We start from the raw sequence: 23435 nt of genomic DNA on the forward strand, positions 1-23435 counted from the left end.
AAGAGGATAAGCCATGGCTGATAATCGAATTCTGAGCCTGTCTATTTACCGTTACAATCCTGAGCTCGATGAGTCTCCTTACATGAAGGACTATGAAATCGCCGTCCCGGCCAAGAGCGATCCCATGCTGTTGACCCTGCTTGAGCGCCTGAAAGCCGAACAGGATCCAACCATTGCCTATCGCCGCTCCTGCCGTGAAGGCGTGTGCGGGTCAGACGGTATGAACATCAACGGCACCAATGGCTTGGCCTGCATCACCTCGCTTTCACAGTTAAACACCGATCGCATTGTGATTCGTCCTTTGCCAGGATTCCCCGTTGTGCGTGATCTGGTGGTCGACATGACCCAGTTTTACCAACAATACGAGCGCATTGAGCCTTATCTGCAAAACGATCAGGTTGCTCCGGCGCGTGAACGGCTGCAATCACCAGAAGAGCGTGCGCAGCTGGATGGTTTGTACGAGTGTATTCTGTGCGCCTGCTGCACCAGTTCCTGCCCCTCGTTCTGGTGGAACCCGGAAAAATTTGTCGGCCCTGCCGGTCTGCTTCAGGCCAGACGCTTTTTAGCGGACAGCCGTGATACAGCAAAACGGCATCGTTTGGATAAATTACAGGATCCATTTAGTGTATTTCGCTGCCGTTCCATTATGAATTGCGTGAATGTTTGCCCGAAGGGACTCAATCCAACGCAAGCGATTGCCGATATTCGTAAACAGATGTTGAATCAAGAAACTTGATGACGATTATCCAGCGTCTCAACCCTAGGACGCGCCCTTTGGAGAACCAATACAATGAGCAGTAACGACTTTCAGAATCAATTGGCTTCATCCTACCTCTCGGGTGGGAGTATGGCCTATGTGGATAGTCTGTACGAAGATTTTCTGAATGATCCCGATTCAGTGCCGGCCGACTGGCGCGCCGTTTTCAGCGCATTACCCCAGATTAATCATGTCGCTCAGGATACCCCTCACCGTGATATCCGCGATTACTTTCTGATGAATGCCAACCGCAAACGCGCCCCGGCAGAAAATGCAGAGGCCAGCAAACAGTTCCAGGTTGCTCATTTAATCAATGCCTATCGTGCTCACGGTCATCATGCCGCCAAGCTTGATCCGCTCGAAATGGCGGAGCGGGTTCAGGTACCCAGCCTGGAACTCAGTTACCATAAATTATCCGATGCCGATTTAAATCGCTCGTTTTATGCGGGTAAGAATTTTAATGGCTCTGAAATGCCTCTGGCTGAAATTTATCAGGCCCTGCGTGCAACCTATTGCGGCAGCATTGGCATTGAATACATGCACATCTCCAACATTGAAGAAACCGAATGGCTTCAGCAGAAGCTTGAAACCGTTCGCGGCCGCCCTAATTTTGACGCGGAAAAGAAACGTCAGATCTTAAGCGATTTGATTGCTGCCGATGGCCTGGAGCGTTATCTGGGTACCCGTTATGTTGGCCAGAAACGCTTTTCCCTCGAAGGCGGGGATGCATTTATCCCAATGATGAAGGAAATTATCCGTAAGGGCGGCGCAGAAGGGGTGCAGGAAATCGTGATTGGCATGGCTCACCGCGGCCGCTTGAATGTCCTCGTGAATGTGCTTGGAAAAGAACCTGATCAGTTATTCCAGGAATTTGAAGGCAAGCTCGGTTCGGCTGAGCGCTCCGGGGATGTGAAGTACCACATGGGCTTTTCATCCGACATTCGCACCGAAACCGGTGCCATTGTTCATCTGGCGCTGGCCTTTAATCCGTCGCATCTTGAAATTATTGGACCCGTGGTTGAGGGGTCTGTGCGCTCACGTCTGGGACGTCGCCATGATCTTGAGAAAAAGGATAAAGTCGTGCCCGTCGTGGTTCATGGGGATGCGGCCTTCGCCGGACAGGGCGTGGTCATGGAGACCTTTAACTTTTCCCAGGCGCGCGGCTATTCCACCGGCGGTACCGTGCACATTGTCATCAATAACCAGATAGGCTTCACTACCAGCAATCCACTGGATGCCCGCTCAACCCTTTATTGTACCGATGTGGCTAAAATGGTGCAGGCGCCCGTTATTCATGTCAATGGGGATGATCCCGAAGCCGTTGTGTTCGCCACGCAAATTGCAGTGGATTTCCGCATGACCTTCAAGCGGGATGTAGTGATTGATTTGGTCTGCTATCGCCGCCATGGGCACAATGAAGCCGATGAGCCTTCAGTGACTCAGCCTACCATGTATAAGAAAATCAAAAGCATGCGCCCCTTAAGGGAAATCTATGCCGAAGAGTTGATTCAGGAAGGGTTGACGACGGCGGCCGAGGTTGACCAATTAGCGGAGGGTTACCGTAATCGCCTGGACAAGGGACAGGCGGTCGTGGATACCGTTCAAGGGAATTATGATGGCAAAATGTCCATTGACTGGACCCCTTATTTTAATGCCAAGTGGACCGATAAGGCCGATACCACCATCAGCGCCGCGATGCTTAAGACCCTGGCGAAAACGCTGCATACCCTGCCTGACGGCTTTGAGTTGCACCCGGTGGTTAAACGGTTGATTGCCGAGCGAGAAAAAATGGCGACGGGTGAATTGCCCATGAACTGGGGATTCGCTGAAACCATGGCTTATGCAAGCCTGTTGCAGGAAGGTTATGGCGTCCGTTTGTCAGGGCAGGACTGCGGCCGTGGTACCTTTGCTCATCGCCACGCCGTGTTGCATGATATTCAAACCGGCAATACCTTCGTACCTTTGGAGAAGGCCGCCACGAGCAAACCTTTTGTGGTTATTGACTCCGTGTTGTCCGAAGAGGCGGTGCTTGCGTTTGAATACGGCTATGCTTCCTCCGAACCCAATTCACTGGTGCTCTGGGAAGCGCAGTTTGGGGATTTTGCCAATGGCGCCCAGGTGGTGATTGATCAATTCATCAGTTCCGGCGAGCAAAAATGGGGTCGTCTCTGCGGCCTGGTGATGCTGTTGCCGCATGGCTACGAAGGCCAGGGGCCTGAGCACTCCTCCGCACGTCTTGAGCGCTACATGCAGCTCTGCGCGCAACAGAACATGCAGGTTTGTACACCGACGACGCCGGCCCAGATTTTCCATCTCCTGCGGCGACAAATGATCCGCAACTTCCGTAAGCCATTGATTGTGATGACACCCAAGAGCTTGCTGCGTCATAAATTGGCGGTATCACCGGTTGAGGATTTATTGAAAGGCAAATTCCACGACGTGATTCCAGAAATCGATGCTCTGGATGCGGCTAACGTCACGAAGGTCGTGTTATGCTGCGGAAAAGTTTACTATGATCTGTTGCAAAAACGCCGTGATGAGCAGTTGAATCATATTGCCATTATTCGCATCGAGCAATTATACCCATTCCCGAAAAAGGAACTGGAGCAGGAACTGGCGAAATTTACCAAGGCGAAACAGGTTGTCTGGTGTCAGGAAGAACCGCAAAACCAGGGGGTTTGGTTCTCATCGCAACACAATATCATTGACTGTTTACGTCCGGATCAACGCTTAAGCTATGCCGGTAGAGGATTTGCCGCGGCACCGGCCGTCGGAAGCCCTCTGCTTCATGCGAAAGAACAACAGGATCTGGTTAACCAGGCTCTGGCTTGATAACGAATTACAATAAATAACCAAAGAAGGACTAACCATGTCTATTGAAGTTAAAGTACCGGCTCTGCCCGAATCCGTGGCGGATGCCACCATTGCCGCCTGGCATAAGAAAGTGGGTGAAAAGGTGGCTCGTGATGAAAATCTGGTTGACCTGGAAACCGACAAAGTTGTTTTGGAAGTGCCTGCGCCGGCAGACGGTGTATTAACAGAAATCCTGTTTAAAGAAGGCGATACGGTTACCTCAGCGCAATTATTGGCCCGTATTGAAGCAGGAAGCACTGCGGCGGCAGCTCCGGCGGCACCCAAAGCGGTACCCGCCGAGCCAGCGCAGGCGCAAGTCAGTGCGCCGGCTCCTGCACAAAGCCAGAGCACCAAGGCCACAGGTCCTGCCGTACGCCGCATGCTGGCTGAAAACAACCTGCAGCCAGAGCAGTTATCCGGCTCGGGTAAAGACGGGCGTCTGACCAAAGAAGACGTCGTGGCCTTTATTGAATCCAACCGCGAAAAATCGGCCGGTGCAACAGCCGCGCCTGCTCGAAGCGAACCCGTTTCCCTGCCGCCGATGGGCGCACGAGAAGAACGCCGTGTGCCGATGACGCGACTGCGTGCCAAAATTGCGGAACGCTTAGTCCAGGCTCAGCACAACGCAGCCATGCTGACGACGTTTAACGAAGTCAATCTTAAGGCTGTCATGGATTTACGTGCACAATACAAAGATCTTTTCGAGAAAAAGCACGGTGTAAAACTGGGTTTTATGTCCCTCTTTACCAAGGCTGTCGTTGAGTCATTGAAACGTTTCCCGGCCGTTAATGCGTCAATCGATGGCCAGGATATTGTTTATCACGGTTATTATGATGTCGGAATTGCCGTTTCCACGGATAAAGGCCTCGTAGTGCCTGTTGTTCGTGATGCGGATCAGCTCAGTCTGGCTGAGATTGAAAAGGTCATTGCTGACTCAGCCAGCCGTGCCCGTTTAGGCAAGCTCTCTCTGGAGGAAATGCAGGGCGGTACCTTCACCATCACCAATGGCGGTGTTTTTGGTTCCCTGCTGGCTACGCCCATCATTAATCCGCCGCAAACGGGTATTCTCGGAATGCATAAAATTGAAGACCGGCCGGTGGTTGAAAAAGGGCAAATTGTGATTCGCCCAATGATGTATGTCGCCCTGTCTTACGACCATCGTCTGATTGACGGTCGAGAGTCCGTGCAGTTTTTAGTAAGCGTCAAGGAGTTGCTCGAAGATCCCGCCCGCTTGCTGCTCAATGTGTAACGATTGACATTTTAACCGCATAACCCGGCTTGCCGGGTGTTGCTTTTTTAAAGGTACTAACGATGAATTTACATGAATACCAAGCCAAGCAGCTTTTTGCCCGCTATGGTCTACCTGTTCCTAACGGTAAGGTGGCTTACAGTGTTGAGGACGCTTTAAAAGCGGCTGAACAACTGTCCACGCCCAAATGGGTGGTGAAAGCCCAGGTGCATGCCGGTGGCCGTGGCAAGGCTGGGGGTGTAAAACTGGTTTCCAATAAAGAGGAACTGGCGGCAGTAACCCAATCATTGTTAGGCACGCGTCTGGTGACTTATCAAACCGATGCTAAAGGTCAACCGGTTAATGCGGTTTTAGTCGAAGAAACCTGCGATATCGGCCGTGAGCTTTATCTGGGAGCGGTTGTCGATCGTTCCAGCCGCCGCGTGGTTTTCATGGCTTCTACCGAAGGCGGCGTCGAGATTGAAAAAGTCGCTCACGAAACACCGGAGAAAATTTTTAAAGTCACCATGGATCCTTTAGTCGGCATTATGCCTTTCCAATGCCGTGAAGTTGCCTTTAAATTGGGCTTGAATGAGGAACAAATCAAACAATTCACGCACCTGATGATGGGCCTTGGGAAAATGTTTGTCGAATGTGACTTAAGTCTTTTGGAGATCAACCCCCTGGTTGTGACCAAAAGCGGACAAATCCTTTGCCTGGATGGCAAGATCAATATTGATGGCAATGCCCTGTATCGCCAGCCTGAATTGAAAAACATGCGCGATAAGTCACAGGAAGACGAGCGTGAGAACCGTGCGACCGATTGGGAACTCAATTACATTCCGCTGGAAGGTTCTATCGGCTGTATGGTGAATGGGGCGGGTCTCGCTATGGCTACCATGGACGTGATTAAGCTGCATGGCGGCGAACCAGCCAATTTCCTGGATGTTGGCGGCGGTGCGACTAAAGAGCGTGTCAGCGAAGCGTTTAAAATTATTCTCTCCGATGAAAACGTTAAGGGAATTCTGGTCAATATCTTCGGCGGTATCGTGCGTTGCGATTTAATCGCCGAGGGTATCCTTGCCGCAGTGAAAGAAGTCGGTGTGAAAATTCCCGTGGTTGTGCGTTTGGAAGGGAATAACGCGCAATTAGGTGCGGACATTCTGAACAAGAGCGGTTTAAACGTCATTGCGGCCAACAGTTTGACTGATGCTGCAAAGAAAATTGTCGCGGCAGTCGCGTAATCACTATGAAAAGGGGCGCTATGGGCGCTCCAAACTAAATGTTGAGGTTAGCAATGAGCGTATTAGTTAATAAACACACAAAAGTCATTTGCCAGGGCTTTACGGGCAAACAAGGTACCTATCACTCTGAACAGGCCATTGCCTATGGAACCCGCATGGTAGGCGGCGTTACTCCAGGCAAAGGCGGCCAGATGCATTTGAATCTGCCCGTTTTCAATACCGTGCGTGAAGCAGTTCAGGAAACAGGCGCGGATGCCAGTGTGATTTATGTACCTGCGGCATTTTGTAAGGATTCCATTCTGGAAGCGGCCGATGCCGGCATTCAATTAATCGTTTGCATTACCGAAGGGGTTCCTGTTCTGGACATGCTGGAAGTCAAAGTGTATTTGGAAAACAATACCAATGCCCGCCTGATTGGTCCTAACTGCCCCGGTATTATTACTCCGGGTGAATGTAAAATCGGTATTATGCCGGGTTCCATTCACCTGCCCGGGAAAGTGGGTATCGTGTCCCGCTCCGGTACGCTGACTTATGAAGCAGTAAAACAGACCACCGACAAAGGCTTTGGTCAAAGTACCTGTATCGGGATTGGCGGCGATCCTATCCCGGGTACCAATTTTATTGATGCGCTGACCCTGTTTGAGCAGGATCCACAAACCGAAGCCATTATTATGGTCGGTGAAATCGGTGGTTCCGCAGAAGAAGAAGCGGCAGAGTTCATCAAATCCAACGTTAAAAAGCCAGTGGTTTCCTATATCGCCGGGGTTACTGCTCCTCCGGGTAAACGAATGGGCCATGCGGGCGCCATCATTTCCGGTGGTAAAGGAACAGCAGCAGAAAAATTTGCAGCCCTTGAAGCAGCGGGCGTGCGTACGGTTCATTCTCCTGCGGATCTCGGTGATGCCATTGCTGAAGTCACCGGCTGGTAATTCACGTTAACCTTGATAGGCTAAGGCCTATCAAGGTTATTTTTTTGCTTTTTTATTCATTAATTCATCAAACAGTTGGCGTTTGGCTTCGGGCAATTCCGCACGACGCAAAGCCCGCATGTCGTCCGGGCTCCCCTGGACACAATCAGGCGTCAGTCGATCGATGATTAAGATGCCATTGAGATGATCAATTTCATGTTGTAAGACACGGGCGTAAAAACCGCTCTCCTGCTGACGGTGAAACACACCCTCTTCGTCATAATATTCCACTGTGATTTGCTGAAAACGCGGCACTTTACCGGCTTTATCCGCAACGGAGTAACAGGCCTCGAAATCGGTCTGCGGCGGTAAACCCGCGACTCCCTCATAGCTGGGATTAATCATAATATGCATAGGGTAAGGTGTAACCTCCTCGCGTAACAAGGCAGCGCTCTCTGGAATATAGATGGCAATTATCCGCCTGGATTGGTTGACCTGCGGGGCGGCAAGGCCGACACCCTCCAGGGCATGGAGCTTTTCCTTCATTGCTGCGATGAATTGTTTGTCCTCGGCACTTAACGGGAATTGCACCGGTTTGGCCGGTGTTTTGAGAACCTGCCGGTGTTCCTGCTGTTCAATGTGGATAAGATGAAGCGAGTAAGCGGAGTTGCTCATAAGGAATCCTGCTGCAAGCCAAGTGATAAATTTCATTGAATTAAATCAACACGTTGATTAAATAACCAATTTTTGCGGAAAAGCTAAACAATATGATTGTTCACTATCTAGCATTTCCATATAATGCCTATTCCCCATTTTAACAATAACAATAGAAAGGTAAAACAATGAAAAAATGGATGTTAATGGCGGCAGGCAGTGTATTCATGGTCAATGCTCAGGCAAATGAAGGGCTTTGTGGTTACAAGGATTATTTCCATTTGAGCAATAAGGCACACCCGGCCATTTATATTGTTAGCGGTTACAGTGATCAGGATCTTCATTTACAACTGGTCGGTCCACGCAGCTTTGTTATTCGTGATACCCCCCAATGCCGTTCTGGCTATGCGCATGTCACGGTGGCGTATGATCTAGCCAATTGGTGTGTCCTTGACATTAAGGACGGTCCTTACATGCAGCACCCTTCCATTAGCGCCTCCTGCCATGGCATACACTACCTTGGTTTGGATTATGACGGTTTTGGCAGTTATTCCTACACCATTAAACTGGATTAACCGGAATGGGCGCGAGAACCTTTCGCGCCCGAGGCTGTCAGGCAGGTGCCAGAGAGCCGGTCATTTGTTTACGAAAACGCCATTGCAGCATGCCTGTCAGCAAAGCCCCCACGAAAGCACCGCAGGGAATGACTTTCAAAGCCAGAAGGTAACTCGTCAGGGAATAGACATGCACGCCATCGGCTGTGAGGTCACCCGTCCAATATGTTTCCATGACATGCCCAATCAAAGTATGAAAGAATGAGCCGCCCAGCATGTTAACGCAATTAAGGAAGGCCACTGTCATGCTTAAAAGTTCCGTATGAACGAGCCTGGCGCCGGCAGCAAACACGAGAACCTGATAGCAGCAGAGAAGGCCGATGATAAAAAACAACAGAGCAAACGCGGCTTTGTGGTAGGAAGGGTGTGAAAGCAGCATGAAGAAAACAGCCGCCATGCCAAGCCCGCAAAGACTTATTACGGGGTAATGGCCCATTTTTTTGCTCGCGAAAGACAACAGCGGCCCCCCAAATAACATGCCGGCAAACAGAAACGAAATGACCAGGGCCGCCTCGCTTTTGGGGATACTATAGGCTGTCATCAGATAAGGGACGCCCCACACATCGGCAAATCCTTCCAGCGAACCGACCATTAATGCATTGGCAATGGCCAATACCCAAATGGAGGGTGCGGAAAGCAGGGCTTTGAATTTCCTGAGGCTGAAGCCAGTTGTCCCCATGGCCATCGGTTGTGGCGGCGTACGAAGAAACACAGTGACGGCAAGGCCTAAAACCACAGCCAGCAATGCGAGAACAAGGGCCAGCGCATGCCAGTCGTAATAAAGCGCAAGCAGGCTTATCGGCTTACCGCCATAAATGGCGCCTAATAAGCCCAGGCTGAAAGAAAAACCCACCATGCGCGCGTAGTGTGCTTCAGGAAACCAGTCGGAGATCACCTTCGAAACACCAAGGAAACCCACGGCCGATCCCGCACCGATTAAAAAACGGCTGAGACAGGCAATCAGCCAGTGGTGGGTGAGGGTAAACATCAGCGTGCCGGCACCGCAGAGTAAAGCAAAAAACAAAATCACGCGTCGTGCGCCATAGCGATCAAGCAAAACAGCCACAGGAATCTGCATGCCCGCGTAACCGTAGTAATAAAAAGCAGCCAGTAGCCCGAACTGGCTGGCATCGATGGCTAGCTGCTCCATAATGCCCTGCATCATTAATCCTGGCCAGAGGCGGAGAATGAATTGATAGGCAAAAAAGGCCACGGGGAAAAACCACATGACAAAGGGTAAATGGCGTTGTAAACGAAACATGGTATCCTCACTGGGAAGCGGTTAAAACAAGGGGCAGAAAAAAAGTGTGAGGAATAGGATCGGCTTTTCAGCCGATAATAATTGAACGGGTCATGAGGATGGCGCGAGGGAACAAATTCATTGATTAAAATCGAATTAAACCGTGTATTCACGTTACATTATTTTTTCATCAATGACAATCATTGAGCAGAAAGTATTTTTATTTTCATTGGCTCCAATCAATTTCAGATGGTCTATTGTTAATAGGTGACTTCTGTCGCTATAGTTGCAATCCAAAGGACAAGCATGAGGACAAGCGATGAAAAAGGGAATGTTATGGATTATCAGTTTATTCTTATCGGCCTCGGTTGGGGCAAAGCCGTTTGAAATTGTAGGCCAGATTCCCATTCTTATCGGTGATGAAACGGAAGCCGGTCTGCAGCAATCCCGCGTTGTGCTTGTACAGAATGTGCAGTTATCCAACGAGGCTCAGGCGGTGCTCGGCGAGCGGGTGCAGGAAATCATCAATACGGTCAGTGATGAGGAGTCTCTGCTGCCAACTGGACTGCCGGCAAAACTGGATTTAGGAATGAATAAAACGCCGGTACTGAACCAGGGCGTGCATGGTACCTGCGTAACGTTTGCCGTAACGGCCGCACTGGATGCCTTGTTGGCTAAAGGGGATTATATCAGCCAATTATGCAGCCTGGAGTTAGGCACTTACCTGCAGAATAAAAAACAGATCCCCTACAGCGGTTGGGACGGCTCTTTTGGCAAAATCGTCTTAAACCAGCTTGAACAATACGGCATCATTACCACCAGCCATCAACGCAGTAAAGGCTGTGCCGGGGTGAAGCTTTACCCGGCGGATAATGAAAAAAACCAGGGTAAAGCCATGTCAGTGAGTGAGTACACCGCCAATGCCCTGACCATTAATGACCAAATGGTCTGGGAGAGTCTGGTGGACATTGATGACGTCTTTACAGTCAATCATAATCCGGCCCAGGTTTTATTGGCGGTTAAAAAAAGTTTGAGCGAGGGGCATCGGCTGACCTTTGGCGTGCTGCTGGATGTGGAATTAAATCATGCCGGGGCCATGGGCAAATACGCAAAACCGTTTGATTCCTGGATGCTCACGCCTGAAATCATCCGTCATGCCAAACAGGGACGCGTGAATGGCGGCCATGAAATGATTATCATTGGTTATGATGACACGGCGCTGATTAGGGATAACGTTGGTCACATCAGCAAAGGCATGTTAATCTTGCGTAATTCCTGGGGCAGCAACAGCGGCAACCGCGGCAATTATTACATGTCTTACGACTACTTCAAGGCATTAAGCGATGAAGTGCAAATCATCAAACCCAGGGTTTAACGTTAAGACGATGAGAAAAAAAACGCATGGACTATAAAGATTATTATCAAATTATGGGATTGGAGCGCAGTGCGTCGCCTGAAGAAATTAAACGGGCCTACAGAAAACTGGCCCGCAAGTACCATCCTGATGTCAGTAAAGAACCCGGTGCTGAGGAAAAATTTAAAGAACTGGGCGAAGCCTACGAGGTCTTGAAGGATCCTGAAAAAAGGGCCAAATATGATCAATACGGTCAATACTGGAAACAACAGGGCCAATCCGGTTTCAGACCCGGTGAAACTCAGTACCGTCATGACCAATTCAATGAAGGGGACGCCGCTGATTTTGAGGATTTTATCAACAGCATTTTCCGCCAGCGTCAGCAGCAGGCTAATTTTTATGATTTTGGCCAACAGGATATTCATGCCAGATTACCCATCAGTCTGGAAGACAGTTACCGAGGCGCAGAAAAAACCCTGCAACTTAAAGTGCCGGTCTATGACCGTCATGGGCACGGCGAGTATCAGACGCGCGCGGTCAAGGTAAAAATTCCTGCGGGTATCGGCGATAACCAGCAAATTCGTCTCAAAGGCCAGGGGGGTAGGGTAGACGGCCAGCCGCCAGGTGATCTCTACATCGAAATCAGTCTGTTGCCGCATCCCTGGTTCCGTGTGGATAAAAAAGACATTTATCTGCAACTGCCTGTGGCGCCCTGGGAAGCGGCATTGGGGGCGACTGTCCAGGTTCCAACTCTGGGGGGCGTGGTCAATCTTAAAATCCCGGCGCAGTCCCAATCCGGCAAACAAATGCGGCTTAAAGGCAGGGGGCTGCCCGGTAATCCGGCCGGTGATCAGTACGTGAGTCTCGACATCGTTATCCCTCCCGGGGACAATGAGACACTGCGCCATTTGTATGAAGAAATGGCAAAAACAGCATCGTTTAACCCCCGAGAAAAATTAGGAGTCAAACATGGCTAAGGACAATGAAACCACGACAGTGTGCGAAGAATGGTATACCTTGTCCCTGCATGAGGTGACAGGTTCTTTTGGCGTGAGCGCCGAAGTCATTTTTGAAATCATGGATGAAGGGATTATTTCATCGCAAAAGAACGAGCAGGATGAATTTTATTTTGGCAATGAAGACCTGCGACGCATTCGCACCGTTTTGCAATTGCACCGCGATCTTGGTGTCAACGTTGCCGGTGCAGCCTTGGCCTTGGAGTTGATGAACGAAATAGAGCAGTTGAAGCGGTTATTGCAGGGTGGCCATCACTAATCAAGCGACAGGGGCCACTGTCGGCGGCATGGCTTCGGGTTCCTCACCGGTTGGTTGCAATCCAGGGTCATAGTAGGCGCGCTCGTTCTTGGTAAACAGACCGAACTGATTGGCAAAGGAGGGCATTGGCGGTTTATTTTTTTCTGCGGCAATATCACGCAGGGCATTAAAACGCTTCAGTGGCGTGGGCGTATAAAGATGCAGAAGCGACAGCAGATAAATGAGGCAACTCTTAAACCACAACCAGTCAGACTCTGTGAATGAGCGCTGTTTGGTTAAGGGAATTGAGAACTCAACCTTTTTACAGGCGGTTTGTAATTGAAAAAGCCGCTCACTCGGCGAGTTTTTATCATTGAGGGCAATGTCTTTTAATAGAGTGAGCAGTCTGCTTTTCTCATGAATGAGCTCCTGTATCTCATAGACGGAAGTGTCATCCACCCCGTTGCCTTTTGCTGTGTCCAGGTACAGATAAAAGGCCTGAATGGCTGACAGGACTTTATCCAGATGCACATAATGACGCAATTCGTCATTCTGAAACGCTCGGGTTTTTTTAATTAATAAACGAATCATGCTCTGGCGGATATGGTTAGACGATTTCGTCTGCTCAATAATTTCCTGATTAAACGACATCAGGTGGGCATGCAGTTTTTTCTCATATTCACTGTGAATGTGCAGTAAACCAAGGCGGCGTCCTGCCATCTTTGTCACGAGTTCCTCAAAGGTGGATTGCAGGTAATTGGCTTTGTACTGTTGGTTCAGTTCAGCGTCTTTTATCTGAATGGCCTGCAAATAGAGGCTCTGTTCTTCGGCTGTTTCCTTTTCGAATTGGTAACTGGCCTGTAAACCCGTGTAATGAGCATTTAAATTGGCGACCCAGTCAGCGACACCGGAAGGTATGGCCATGCACACAGGCAGTTGCGCGCCATTGAGCAAGGTATCCACGTGAGGATAGCGGCCTGATGCGCTTTGTCCTGCCTGGTAGTGGTCCTGATGTTCATACAGGTCCGGTAAAAGACTGGTGTATTGAGCGAGCAATTGGTTCTCGATGGCCTTAAGAATTTCAGGCGTTGAGGGAAGGTACCCTGACGTAAATTGCAGGTAGTCGTTTAATTGGTCATTGAACTGGCTGTAAATACGGATTTTTTTATCGCGGTCGGGCGAGGCGGATTGTTTCTTCCAATAAATGAGTGCACCGGTTGTCAGGCCGGCAATGTTGTCAATCACAGGTATGATTGTGAGGTCGCTTTTGAGAAATAACCCATCGATTACAGGGGTGTTTGTCATTCCCTGTGGGAGTAAATGAGGTAATTCCTTTGCTGCCTGTTTAAGAAAAGGCAATGCCTCGCGGTAATGCTTGACTGCGCGCTGTCTAGCGAATTCCAGCACATCCGGCCGCGGCGGCGGGCCTGGTATATAGGATAAGGGTTGTTTAAGACGAATGTAAGATTGCAGGGATTGATGCAATTCCTTAAAAGCACGCTGCTCACGACTGATTTGTTTAAGCTTCAATTCAGCCAGGGTTGCTCGTTGTTTCGCCGCCGCTTGCCGTTTCTGGATGGGCGTCATGGAGAAAACCAGTTCAAGATGCTGAACCGAAACCAGACCTGCCGGTTCAACCAAACCCTGGTAAAATTGATCCAGAATGGCTTTCATGGAGGTCGCCAATACACCAGGCTTTAAGGCCAGTTTGGCCTCAAAATGATCCGTTTCCATTAATAGACGAGTGAATAACACCGAATTGATTTCGTCCAGATGATCCATGACTGCGTCATGAGAAGTTTGAGAAAACTGGATCAATTTGGCTTTTAACTCCATGAACAGACCATACATGACAGGCGTGTCCAGCAGTAATCTGAAATACGAGGGCGAATCGTGGATAATCTTCTCAATGTTCGTCGCGATGCGTTTGGTATTGAGACGGATTTTTTCAAGCCTGTCCGCCGGTATCGGTGTTTGATAATTCAAGGCGGCAACGTGTTCGGGAACCACCATAAAGGCCTGGATTGTATACCATAATCCATTGTAATGAAGGGGTTCTTCCTTCGGCTCTACCTCCTCGGGGTGGACCAGGTAGGGTTGGGTCTGATCGCGTGTGAATTGATACAGTTGCTGGGCTTTCATCATCAGATCACGGCAAACCAGGCGTGAGTGAGGATCATGATAAAAGGAAAGCGACAACTGATAGATGGTGTTGATGGCATGATAAACCTGCAGCAGATGATACACATAGGTTGATTCATTGCTTTTGTCATTGAGTTTCTCAAGTTCAATGACCATTTGTTCAAGGTAATACAGAGCATTAAAAAGACGTTTAATGTTAAGCAACTGCTGAGGCTCTGCCAGCAGGGATTGCCTGTTTTCCAATTGGGGAAAAGGAATACCCTTTTCCTGTGGTTTAAGGTACTGTCTGGCGGGAAGATTCAAGGCCGCCGTGAATTGAAAAAGCGATTTGCGGTAATCCGCGATGTGTCTCGAGCAGGTGTCTTTTTTAAGCAGGTAATGCGCTCGATTGGCATGCTGAGTATTCACCGCCAGCGGTGCGGACTCCACGTCGTTTTCATAGAGCTTTTTACCCTCATCAAGGTAACTGTTCCGATAGTCTTTCCAACGCGTCTTTGTGGCAGTGAAGCCTGTGTTAATATCCAGTTCCATTGAGATTAATTCATCGAGCGTCACCGGCAATGCAGGCGCTTTGCCGGTCAGAGACGCGATGATATTCTTATCCAGGGCGCCAATTCCTGCGTCAGAAGCCTTGATCGTCCTAAAATAAGGCTGAAAACAGGCATAGAGAGGCCGTAATTTTTTCTTCTCCCCCTCCGGGACTTCAGCGAGGGTCGTCACGTCCTGCTGATCAAGAATAGCCATGAATTGCCGATACGCTTTTTGGGCCTGAGTTAAGGCAATTAACCGCTGATCGTAATGTTGAGCAAGAAGGAATGCCTGATCGGTGGTTAAGGGCGCAGGCTGTTTTAAAAGGCAATGCCCTTCTTCGGAGACGGTAAACTCAAAACCCTTGGCCTCGTCTTTCAAGCCGAGAGCGGCTTTCTCGTCGAGCTTAAACCTGTCTTCATCTGGGGCAGGCGATAATGCCAGGTCGCTCTGGTCAATAATGTGTTGCAAAAGTGCTTTGTTAAGCTGTTGATGGAACCTGGCGGTGACTGTTTCCCGGGAAAACAAGGCAGCCAGCGTGGCTTTTTTGGCCAGAAGGTGGCTGATTTTATCGGTGTTTTCGTAATTGTAATACCAGTCATAAGGCTTTTTTAAGGCGCTCAGCCAACCGCGGTTTTGCGTCAAGCCATAAATAATGGCATTACTTAGGTCAACATGATGATGCTCGATAACAGGGCGGATGTATCGATAGTGCCTGGCTAGTTCCTTTTTGACGATCTCAGGCAGTTGGCTTAAATGAAGCCCCTGGTATTCTGGCAGGGCAAGAATAGCATAGAAACTGTTAAATGCTCTTTGCAGGTGTTGCGCTTTGACTGAGGCTGTCCGTGTTTTGCTGAGTCTTTCGCGCGTTTCACCGAGCCGCAAATCAAGGAATCGCGCATCTTCAAGGGTCAGCAATTCCTTGCCGCAGGTTTCAAAATTAACGGGTTTGCGGGCATAGGTGATGAGCCAATCATAAAGCGGTTTTACCTGCTCCATCATGGGCTTGGAAAGGGTTCCTGGATGCAGCAGGGCTTGATCTTCGATACGATCAATCAGGGCAAATAACCGTGGCAGCAGGTCATATTTTAATTTGGCCAGATTATCACGTACCACGTTCTGGGAGGTTTCATTGAATTGCACCATCTGCTGGAAGGTGCTGGTGCTCAGGCTGATAATGTTGCGAACAATATTGACGTATTTCATCAGCTTGAATGCGATGAAAAAATTATTTTCCCTCAAATCATCCAGCGCAAAAATAATCTTGATTGCATTTTCCTGAAGTTCCTGTAATTTTTGCTCATTTATTTCCGGTGCTTCAATGGAAATTTTTGCAGAATAATGATGCAGATGGAGGCGTAATGCCTGAATATAGCCTGGAAGTTTCGCACTGAATTTACTGATAAAGTTGTAATCAAATCCGCCCGGCCGAGGTTTCATTTGATCCACAGCAATGCCTGCATACCAGCCGGCGTTATAACTCAGTGGAAAATCCAGAATGCGGCCAGCCAGATCATTCGCCTGCTTTTCATAACCATCCGCCTGCTGTTTGACGAGATGCAGAATATGCTGCAACTGCATCAGCTCATGGCCAAACACTTCCATAAAATCCAAATCGACATGTGTCAGCAGATAGCTGGCCTGATAGGCGTGATGAATGGTATTAAAGTAGAGTTTTTTTAAATCAAGGGTTTTTTGCTGGCCATTGCGGAGATTGACATTTTCCAGATCGATGAAGGCCATTTCCGCATGGTACAAGGCATTAATGAGTTGTTTAATCTGGACGATGCGGCGGGGTTCATCGGCGAAATCAACATAGGGTTCACCGGAGGCCTGCGTGTCGGCAAAATAATCGCGTGCGTAACTTGAAAAATAGGGGCCTTTCAACTGAGTTGTGATAAATTCACGATTGCTGCGCAACAGCGTGGAAATCTGATTTTCTTTAAAAGTATCCAACAAGCGCAAAAATCGTTCTATCATAAGTAGTTACCGATGCGATCGTGTTGCAGTTATAATATAAGTCGCGTCTTAAGTGAAGTGTAAGATGCTTTCTTTTTGTTAATTATCTGGAAATTTTGGTTTTTTTGAAGGCATTCAATGAGGGGATGTAACATGACTGGGTGGCGGACCTTAGCAGATATACGGCGGGATTATGGGGATTTACGGATTGATGACCAACAGATCGGGGGCGATCCCTTACTGCTGTTTCAACGCTGGTTTAATGAAGTGCTTGCCAGCGAGAAACAGGATCCCACAGCCATGGTCCTGTCCACGGTGGACGATGAAGGTATGCCGGATTCAAGAGTAGTATTACTCAAGGGAATCGAAGAGGGATGCTTTATCTTTTATACCAATTATGAAAGCGCGAAAGCCGTGCAATTGCACAATCACCCGTTTGCCGCCTTGAATTTTTATTGGCCGGAAATGGCACGGCAAGTGAGAATACGGGGGGGTGTGGAAAAAACCAGCCGGGAAATGTCAGACGCCTACTTTGCCAGTCGGCCGCCAGCCAGTCAGCTCAGTGCCCTGGCTTCGCCTCAGAGTCGTCCCATTGCCACCCGGCAAGAATTGGAGATGGCCTTTAACCGCCTGATGGCGCAATGGAATCAGCAACCCATTGTCCGTCCGGAAAACTGGGGTGGGTACCAGCTCAAACCGTCGACCATTGAATTTTGGCAGGGTAGAGATAACCGTTTGCATGACCGCGTGCTGTATCGTCGACAGGGCGAGGAATGGATTGGTTGCCGCCTGGCGCCATAGTGAGTAAAATCATATACTTATAAGTACAATGTGTATTATTTTTAATAATATTGTCAAGAAATAGTAAATTAATCTAACTTGTCCCCTCCTGGATTGCTCAAGGCGTAAAATAGCTTTTAAGTGGATTGAATCACGAATCCCCTGGCGATGGTACGGAAGTTGCTACCATTCAAGTAAGAGGAAGACGAGCTAAGAGAGGGTACGAACATGAACGATACTTCAGCCTTATTACCACACATAAAATTGCGCTTTAACATTGAGCATCCTAACCTTGAAGAGTGCTATGATGAGGGGTACCAGTGCGCATTGTCCGAATTGGGCGAGCAGGAAAATCCTTACCGTCAGGGCACGAGTGAATACGAACAATGGCAGGAGGGGTGGTGGGCTGGTTTTTATGGCGAGGAACCGCTCTATGACTTAGGGGCAACGACCCTTAAGAAGGATGAAGAGGAAAAGTCAGCCGTGTCAGCCGCCAATGACGGTTTATTTTCCATTCACAATAAATCATTTCTGGTAAAAGTGTTGCGTATTACAGGGGCCATCGCCGCTTCGGCCTTTGTTGGTTACCAGGTACTCGATTTAGTCGCATAACCGTGAAGGCCGGCGGGTCAAAAACCCGCTTTCATTTAAACAATTTTAAAACCATACTGCGCATCCGGGCGATCTCGGATGCGTTAAATTCTTTGTAAATTTCGCTGCCGATATTCAAACAGACAGTCACGTCATCACCTATCCCTTTCAGCAGGTCAACGCCTGAGAGGCGCAGGATCTGGATGGCATCACGAATGTCCTGTGCCCAGGCATCAAGGTAACTCATCTCACTAAAGACCGGCAAAAACGTGTGTTCACCTTCTTTAAGAAAGAGCACTTCCGGATTGTCCGGCGCAGAATGAATATCCACCGGGATGATAAAATTAGCCTTGATGAATTCAAGGTAAGCTTTATTCGCCTGTTGACTATCCCCTTGCGAATCCAGGGCATTTTTTACAGCAAGTTCGAGACTGTTCATAATCTACAACGTCAATAAAAGGTCAGATTATACGGATTCATGGCGTATAATTATACCCCACCTTCATCCTGCCAACGATGATGGCGTGGTTTTCCATGCCACTCTGGTGTTGAAATAAACATTTGTAGCAGTATAATGGGTGCTTGGGTTTGTAAATTTTTTGAGCTAATTGCTGTTGGTAGGAAGCATTAAGACAGTCGGAATGGGCTTTGCTTCTGGATACAGTTACCGAGTGTGTATTTATGAATAAAATAGCAGTATCTCAAAATGCAAATTCCTCAGGACGTTTCAGTCAACTGAGCTTTGCATGGATCGTCTGGGGGTTGGCCGCGGCGTTTTATTTTTCTGATTATCTCGCCAGAGTAGCACCCGGAGTTATGCATCGCAGCCTGCAGATTGATTTTGGCATCAATGAAGTCGGATTTGGGATTCTGACAGCGTCTTTTTACATACCTTATATTATTATGCAGGTTCCGGTTGGCCTGACCGTTGACCGTTTGAGCATCCGCGGCATTTTAACCGTTATGTCTTTGATTACTGCCCTGGGCTGCGGGGTCTTTGGCTTGGCAGATGGTCTGATGATGGCCTCCGTAGGACGTATGCTGATTGGTTTTAGTGCGGCGTTTGCCTTTGTCAGCGCGCTGCGTCTGGCGACTTCCTGGTTCCCGCCGGCCATGTTGGGCTTGTTGTCGGGTTTAACTCAGGCGTTGGGCATGTTGGGTGCTGCAGCAGGTGAGGCGCCTGTGTCTTTTCTGGTGGCCAATGTGGGCTGGCGCCACAGTATGTTGATTATTGCGTTCCTGTTTATCGTTTTAGCAGGTCTTTTGTATCAATTTGTTCAGGATAAGCCAGGGACCAAACGCCGTGAGATTAAGGCTCAACCTCACATCAGCATTCTGGAAAGCCTGAAAATAATTTTATCGCATCGACAAACCTGGCTTAACGCCCTGTATGCGGGTTTTCTTTTCGGACCCACTGCTGTCATTGGCGAAGCCATTGGCCCGGCTTACCTGCAATATGGTCGCGGCCTTTCTGCCCATGCTGCGGCATTTGCAACCGGCCTCATTTTTATAGGCTGGGGCATCAGCGGTCCGCTGTCGGGATGGATTTCCGATCGCATGGGGCGTCGCAAACCCTTTATGATATTCTCAGCGTTGTGCGGGGTTGTGTTGACAACCTTGTTTGTTTTCTACCCCGACATGAATAAAACCTCGGCCTATTTGCTTTTCTTTCTCTTTGGGCTGACGAATACCGGCGTGGCTATCGCCTATGCGGTTTCCACTGAAATTCAGGAAAGCAAAGTCATTGGGACCTGCATCGCCTTTACCAACATGACGTCTATTTTTGTGGGGGCATTAATGCAGCCTCTCGTGGGACGTCTGGTTGATTTGTCAGCCGGAGCCCGGGCATTCAATGTGGAAACCTTGCTGTTAAGCGACTTCCAGGCCGGTCTGCGTATTTTGCCGCTGTGCTCACTGGTTGCCCTCATTCTGGCATTCACTGTAAAGGAAACGTATTGCAAGCCCATAAGGCAGGTTAACTGAGCTGATTTTGTTGAGTTTTTTTTCTTATTTCTTTTGCTAGTTAGTGTATCTCGTGCTTTAATTAGGGCGGGTACTACTTACCGCATCTTTTATGCAGTTTTGCAGTGAGATGTCACTAACACGGAGATAATAATGAAAAAAATCATAGGATTAGTGGTTATCCTGGCCGTTCTAGTCCTTGGCGGATATTATGGTATGGGCATTATCACTGAACACACAGTGAGAAAAAACGTCGATATCGTTAATCAGTCGAATGGCCTGTTTGCCGATATCACTGAATACCATAGAGGCTGGTTTAAATCCCAGGCTACATTAAACTGGCGTTTACATGTGCCCGAGCGCATCGTCAGAGGTGCTGATGGCCAACCGCAAACCATGCCTGCACAAGATTACCAGATGCAAATGCCGTTAACCATTTATCATGGCCCCATTATATTGGCTGACAACGGCGTTAAATTGGGCTTAGGTTACGCTAAAACGGATTTAACCTTACCACAAACCTATGCTGAACAGTTCAATAACACCTTTACCGGCGATTCCACCAAACCCAAGCTGGATTTAAGCCTGCTGATTAACTACTTGAATAACAGCAAGGTCAATATGTCCATTCCTGAGTTTAAACTGATTGCCAAACAAGGCAATTCGCAGTTTGACTGGAAGGGCATGAGCAGTACCGTCAATGTGACTTCTTCCATGGACGAAGTGGCGGGCGATCTGACCATTGAAGGCATGAGCTTTGTAAAAGATCAAGTGACGGCCACCATGGGGGAAATCTCCAGCGAATACAACCTGCACCGCACGGATTCCGGTTTATTCCTTGGTGAAGCCAGCGTTTCTTTCCCTTCTCTGCTCATTCAGGATAAAACTCAAAAACTGTTTGAGCTGAATGATCTCGACATCAATACCAGCAGTGACATTGAGAGTGGTCTCTTCAATTCTCATTTCAAAAGCTCATTGGACAAGATCGTCACTCAAGGCAAAACCTATGGCCCCGGTAATCTGGAAATGGCTGTACGTAATCTTGATGCTGATGCCCTGGCCCGTATTAATGAACAAGCCAATAAAATGCAGCAGGGTTCCGATGTGGAGAAACAGCAGGCGTTGATGGCTATTATGCCTGAGATTCCTAAACTGTTTAGCCGCGGCGCGGAATTTGAAATTTCTGAAATGACATTTACCATGCCTGAAGGTACAGTCGAAGGCAACCTGATTATTACGCTGCCCAAAGGCGATAACAATAATCCGGTCGAGATGATGCAGAAAGTTCAGGGCAACGGCCGTTTGAAGGTTCCTGGTGCGGTGTTGAAACAGATCATCAGCCAAACCGTCAGACAACGATTGGCTTCTGGTTCCGTTCAGGTTACGTCAACTCCTGACACCACGGCTACTGATCCCAATGCGCCTGCAAATGCTGCCTCCACGGCTACGCCGGATATGGAACAGCAGATTGCGGCCCAAACGGATCAACAAATCAATGCCATGGTTCAATCGGGCTTACTGGTACAACAAAGCACTGACTATGTGGTTGAAGTCAGTCTGAATCAGGGGCAGCTTGTTGTAAATGGCAAGCCATTCAATCCTGCCATGATGAAATTCTAAGTCTTATCAATACCTTGTGAGCAGGTTTAGTTTCAATTAAACCTGCTCAATAACACCTGATTATCAGTCAATTTTTCGGTTGTTTTACTTGTCAGGAATTGTCCAATTGGGTAAGATTCATGTTTTTAAAGGAGGAGTTAATAATAATGACAACAATCAGTAATGAAGCCGGGGATACAACTGCGTCACTGGCCGAGAGCGTAACTCAATCAGTGCAAAGGTATTTCTCCGAGCTGAAGGGAACTGATCCTGTTGATCTGTACAAGTTTGTTTTGGAAGAAATAGAGACACCTCTGTTTCGTGCAGTAATGGAGCACTGCAAGTACAATCAATCTCGTGCAGCGGTTATGTTGGGTATTAGTCGAGGAACTTTACGCACCAAATTACGTCGCTATTTTGATGATAAATACGTTGGAACACGTGATTAAGGTTAAGTAGACCCAATAAAAAAGGAAGCTCAGGCTTCCTTTTTTATTGGCTGTCATTAACCCTATTCGGCAAACATGGAGCTCACCGACTCTTCGACATTGACTCGTTTAATGGCCTGAGCCAACATGTCAGCTAAACTGACTACCCTAATTTTTTTACACTGTTTGGCGGCCTGAGAGAGAGGAATAGTATCAGTTACCACAACCTCATCCAGGGAAGAGTGAATGATATTATCGACAGCCGGTCCTGAGAGTACGGGATGGGTGATGTAGGCCCGGACACTGTTGGCACCATTTCGCTTTAAGTGCATGGCCGCTGAACAGAGCGTACCGGCGGTATCAACAATGTCATCGATAATGATGCAGTTTCTACCCGCAGGTTCTCCAATGATGTGCATCACTTCCGATTTATTGGGACCACTGCGGCGTTTGTCAATAATGGATAATTCTGCATCATTCAAGCGTTTTGCCATGGCTCTGGCACGCACCACACCACCGACATCCGGGGAAACAACCATCAGGTTCGCCAGATTCTGCTGCTTGATGTCTTCCAGCAGAATGGGGGTTGAATACACGTTATCGACCGGCATGTAGAAAAATCCCTGTATCTGATCGGCATGCAAATCAACGGTCAAGACTCGGCATATTCCCACCGAAGCCATCATGTCGGCGACAACCTTGGCGGTAATCGGAACGCGGGCGGAGCGAACACGTCGATCCTGTCTCGCATAGCCAAAATAGGGAACAACCGCCGTGATTCGGCCTGCGGAAGAGCGTCGCAGGGCATCGGCCATAGTCAATAATTCCATGAGGTTATTGTTCGTTGGCGCGCAGGTGGATTGGACAATAAAGACATCACGGCCACGGACATTTTCCAGAATTTCAACCATGGTTTCACCATCGCTGAAAGTGCCTACAGTAGCCTGGCCAATTGGAATTTGTAAGTGGGAAGCAATTTTAAGTGCCAGTTCGGGGTTGGCGTTGCCGGTAAAGATCATCATCGTTGACATGTGTAAGAAACCTTCGATTGTTTATAATCAGTTAACTTAAACACATAGCAGAAGACAGCCAGAAAGATATAATTATTATTTTAGCGATCCGGTGAACGCATCCTTCCCGGTTATCTTCTGCCGTCTGTTTACTTGAATCAACAAGAAAATGGCTGGGGTGCTAGGATTCGAACCTAGGTATGCAGGGATCAAAACCCTGTGCCTTACCACTTGGCGACACCCCAATATGCTTAGATTCTTAATCATCCATGAATCATCTGCAGTTGTCGCTGCAATGTGCTGCGTATTTTGCAGAGAAATTAGGGTAAT

Annotated in this window: 19 protein-coding genes and 1 tRNA gene; 14 read left to right on the forward strand and 6 right to left on the reverse strand. The window is 48.5% G+C overall.

Features of this window, described 5'->3' with window-relative positions:
* Positions 1–13 precede the first annotated feature (13 nt).
* The 5 genes from Lrub_RS08615 (at position 14) to sucD (ending at position 7011) form a co-directional block, all read left to right on the forward strand.
* Entirely contained in the window at positions 14–736 is a 723-nt protein-coding gene (locus Lrub_RS08615; RefSeq protein WP_058531774.1) for a succinate dehydrogenase iron-sulfur subunit, read from the forward strand.
* A gap of 54 nt (positions 737–790) precedes the next feature.
* Entirely contained in the window at positions 791–3589 is a 2799-nt protein-coding gene (locus tag Lrub_RS08620; RefSeq protein ID WP_058531775.1) for a 2-oxoglutarate dehydrogenase E1 component, read from the forward strand.
* A 37-nt stretch (positions 3590–3626) separates the two neighbouring features.
* Positions 3627–4859 (forward strand): 2-oxoglutarate dehydrogenase complex dihydrolipoyllysine-residue succinyltransferase, encoded by a 1233-nt coding sequence (gene odhB / locus Lrub_RS08625; protein ID WP_058531776.1) that lies wholly within the window; start codon positions 3627–3629, stop codon positions 4857–4859.
* 62 nt (positions 4860–4921) lie between these two features.
* Positions 4922–6082, forward strand: a complete 1161-nt coding sequence (gene sucC, locus Lrub_RS08630; RefSeq protein ID WP_058531777.1) for an ADP-forming succinate--CoA ligase subunit beta — start codon at positions 4922–4924, stop codon at positions 6080–6082.
* 53 nt (positions 6083–6135) lie between these two features.
* The gene (gene sucD, locus Lrub_RS08635; RefSeq protein ID WP_058531778.1) at positions 6136–7011 is read left to right on the forward strand and encodes a succinate--CoA ligase subunit alpha; all 876 of its coding nucleotides are present in this window, start codon (positions 6136–6138) and stop codon (positions 7009–7011) included.
* A 36-nt stretch (positions 7012–7047) separates the two neighbouring features.
* Here the strand turns inward: sucD and Lrub_RS08640 are convergent, their stop codons facing one another.
* A complete protein-coding gene (locus Lrub_RS08640) occupies positions 7048–7665 on the reverse strand; it encodes a peptide deformylase (RefSeq protein ID WP_337589125.1) in 618 nt (205 codons plus the stop codon).
* 167 nt (positions 7666–7832) lie between these two features.
* Here Lrub_RS08640 and Lrub_RS08645 point away from each other — a divergent pair, with 167 nt between their 5' ends.
* Entirely contained in the window at positions 7833–8219 is a 387-nt protein-coding gene (locus Lrub_RS08645; RefSeq protein WP_058531780.1) for a hypothetical protein, read from the forward strand.
* Between the two features lie 37 nt (positions 8220–8256).
* Here Lrub_RS08645 and Lrub_RS08650 read toward each other — a convergent pair whose 3' ends face one another.
* A complete protein-coding gene (locus tag Lrub_RS08650; protein WP_058531781.1) occupies positions 8257–9519 on the reverse strand; it encodes an MFS transporter in 1263 nt (420 codons plus the stop codon).
* Positions 9520–9817: 298 nt separating this feature from the next.
* On the opposite strand from Lrub_RS08650, the gene Lrub_RS08655 reads away from it, so the two are divergent.
* Genes Lrub_RS08655 through Lrub_RS08665 form a run of 3 tightly spaced genes read left to right on the forward strand, consistent with a single transcriptional unit; the run spans position 9818 to position 12127 of the window.
* Complete coding sequence (locus tag Lrub_RS08655; protein ID WP_058531782.1) at positions 9818–10873, forward strand: C1 family peptidase; 1056 nt, start codon at positions 9818–9820, stop codon at positions 10871–10873.
* Between the two features lie 26 nt (positions 10874–10899).
* A complete protein-coding gene (locus Lrub_RS08660) occupies positions 10900–11829 on the forward strand; it encodes a DnaJ C-terminal domain-containing protein (protein ID WP_058531783.1) in 930 nt (309 codons plus the stop codon).
* A complete protein-coding gene (locus tag Lrub_RS08665; protein WP_058531784.1) occupies positions 11822–12127 on the forward strand; it encodes a chaperone modulator CbpM in 306 nt (101 codons plus the stop codon). The genes Lrub_RS08660 and Lrub_RS08665 overlap by 8 nt, the downstream gene beginning before the upstream one ends.
* On the opposite strand, the gene Lrub_RS08670 is transcribed toward Lrub_RS08665, so the two are convergent.
* Positions 12128–16756, reverse strand: a complete 4629-nt coding sequence (locus tag Lrub_RS08670) for a hypothetical protein (RefSeq protein ID WP_058531785.1) — start codon at positions 16754–16756, stop codon at positions 12128–12130. It lies immediately after the preceding gene.
* Between the two features lie 132 nt (positions 16757–16888).
* Between Lrub_RS08670 and pdxH the strand changes: the two genes are divergently transcribed.
* Both pdxH and Lrub_RS08680 read left to right on the forward strand, forming a co-directional pair.
* Positions 16889–17536, forward strand: coding sequence for a pyridoxamine 5'-phosphate oxidase (gene pdxH / locus Lrub_RS08675; protein WP_058531786.1), 648 nt, complete (start codon positions 16889–16891; stop codon positions 17534–17536).
* Between the two features lie 207 nt (positions 17537–17743).
* Positions 17744–18127: a hypothetical protein gene (locus tag Lrub_RS08680; RefSeq protein WP_058531787.1), complete on the forward strand. Its 384-nt coding sequence runs from the start codon at positions 17744–17746 to the stop codon at positions 18125–18127.
* Positions 18128–18158: 31 nt separating this feature from the next.
* Here Lrub_RS08680 and Lrub_RS08685 read toward each other — a convergent pair whose 3' ends face one another.
* A complete protein-coding gene (locus tag Lrub_RS08685; protein WP_058531788.1) occupies positions 18159–18545 on the reverse strand; it encodes an SseB family protein in 387 nt (128 codons plus the stop codon).
* 242 nt (positions 18546–18787) lie between these two features.
* Here Lrub_RS08685 and Lrub_RS08690 point away from each other — a divergent pair, with 242 nt between their 5' ends.
* From Lrub_RS08690 to fis, 3 genes are all read left to right on the forward strand, one after another.
* On the forward strand, positions 18788–20089 hold the full coding sequence (locus Lrub_RS08690; RefSeq protein ID WP_058531789.1) for an MFS transporter: 1302 nt from the start codon (positions 18788–18790) through the stop codon (positions 20087–20089).
* Positions 20090–20221: 132 nt separating this feature from the next.
* Positions 20222–21688 (forward strand): YdgA family protein, encoded by a 1467-nt coding sequence (locus tag Lrub_RS08695; protein WP_058531790.1) that lies wholly within the window; start codon positions 20222–20224, stop codon positions 21686–21688.
* 119 nt (positions 21689–21807) lie between these two features.
* Positions 21808–22116: a DNA-binding transcriptional regulator Fis gene (gene fis / locus Lrub_RS08700; RefSeq protein ID WP_065230301.1), complete on the forward strand. Its 309-nt coding sequence runs from the start codon at positions 21808–21810 to the stop codon at positions 22114–22116.
* A gap of 62 nt (positions 22117–22178) precedes the next feature.
* On the opposite strand, the gene Lrub_RS08705 is transcribed toward fis, so the two are convergent.
* Both Lrub_RS08705 and Lrub_RS08710 read right to left on the reverse strand, forming a co-directional pair.
* A complete protein-coding gene (locus Lrub_RS08705; protein WP_058531791.1) occupies positions 22179–23126 on the reverse strand; it encodes a ribose-phosphate pyrophosphokinase in 948 nt (315 codons plus the stop codon).
* A gap of 149 nt (positions 23127–23275) precedes the next feature.
* Positions 23276–23350: transfer RNA gene (locus tag Lrub_RS08710), tRNA-Gln, on the reverse strand.
* Between the last annotated feature and the right edge of the window lie 85 nt (positions 23351–23435).

Source organism: Legionella rubrilucens (assembly GCF_001468125.1).
GTDB classification, from domain to species: Bacteria; Pseudomonadota; Gammaproteobacteria; order Legionellales; family Legionellaceae; genus Legionella_C; species Legionella_C rubrilucens.

Bases quoted from the DNA above. Each gene is read 5' to 3' on its own strand.
- Lrub_RS08615 (WP_058531774.1), top strand. From the start codon at position 14: ATGGCTGATAATCGAATTCTGAGCCTGTCTATTTACCGTTACAATCCT.
- Lrub_RS08620 (WP_058531775.1), top strand. From the start codon at position 791: ATGAGCAGTAACGACTTTCAGAATCAATTGGCTTCATCCTACCTCTCG.
- odhB (WP_058531776.1), top strand. From the start codon at position 3,627: ATGTCTATTGAAGTTAAAGTACCGGCTCTGCCCGAATCCGTGGCGGAT.
- sucC (WP_058531777.1), top strand. From the start codon at position 4,922: ATGAATTTACATGAATACCAAGCCAAGCAGCTTTTTGCCCGCTATGGT.
- sucD (WP_058531778.1), top strand. From the start codon at position 6,136: ATGAGCGTATTAGTTAATAAACACACAAAAGTCATTTGCCAGGGCTTT.
- Lrub_RS08640 (WP_337589125.1), bottom strand. From the start codon at position 7,665: ATGAGCAACTCCGCTTACTCGCTTCATCTTATCCACATTGAACAGCAG.
- Lrub_RS08645 (WP_058531780.1), top strand. From the start codon at position 7,833: ATGAAAAAATGGATGTTAATGGCGGCAGGCAGTGTATTCATGGTCAAT.
- Lrub_RS08650 (WP_058531781.1), bottom strand. From the start codon at position 9,519: ATGTTTCGTTTACAACGCCATTTACCCTTTGTCATGTGGTTTTTCCCC.
- Lrub_RS08655 (WP_058531782.1), top strand. From the start codon at position 9,818: ATGAAAAAGGGAATGTTATGGATTATCAGTTTATTCTTATCGGCCTCG.
- Lrub_RS08660 (WP_058531783.1), top strand. From the start codon at position 10,900: ATGGACTATAAAGATTATTATCAAATTATGGGATTGGAGCGCAGTGCG.
- Lrub_RS08665 (WP_058531784.1), top strand. From the start codon at position 11,822: ATGGCTAAGGACAATGAAACCACGACAGTGTGCGAAGAATGGTATACC.
- Lrub_RS08670 (WP_058531785.1), bottom strand. From the start codon at position 16,756: ATGATAGAACGATTTTTGCGCTTGTTGGATACTTTTAAAGAAAATCAG.
- pdxH (WP_058531786.1), top strand. From the start codon at position 16,889: ATGACTGGGTGGCGGACCTTAGCAGATATACGGCGGGATTATGGGGAT.
- Lrub_RS08680 (WP_058531787.1), top strand. From the start codon at position 17,744: ATGAACGATACTTCAGCCTTATTACCACACATAAAATTGCGCTTTAAC.
- Lrub_RS08685 (WP_058531788.1), bottom strand. From the start codon at position 18,545: ATGAACAGTCTCGAACTTGCTGTAAAAAATGCCCTGGATTCGCAAGGG.
- Lrub_RS08690 (WP_058531789.1), top strand. From the start codon at position 18,788: ATGAATAAAATAGCAGTATCTCAAAATGCAAATTCCTCAGGACGTTTC.
- Lrub_RS08695 (WP_058531790.1), top strand. From the start codon at position 20,222: ATGAAAAAAATCATAGGATTAGTGGTTATCCTGGCCGTTCTAGTCCTT.
- fis (WP_065230301.1), top strand. From the start codon at position 21,808: ATGTTTTTAAAGGAGGAGTTAATAATAATGACAACAATCAGTAATGAA.
- Lrub_RS08705 (WP_058531791.1), bottom strand. From the start codon at position 23,126: ATGTCAACGATGATGATCTTTACCGGCAACGCCAACCCCGAACTGGCA.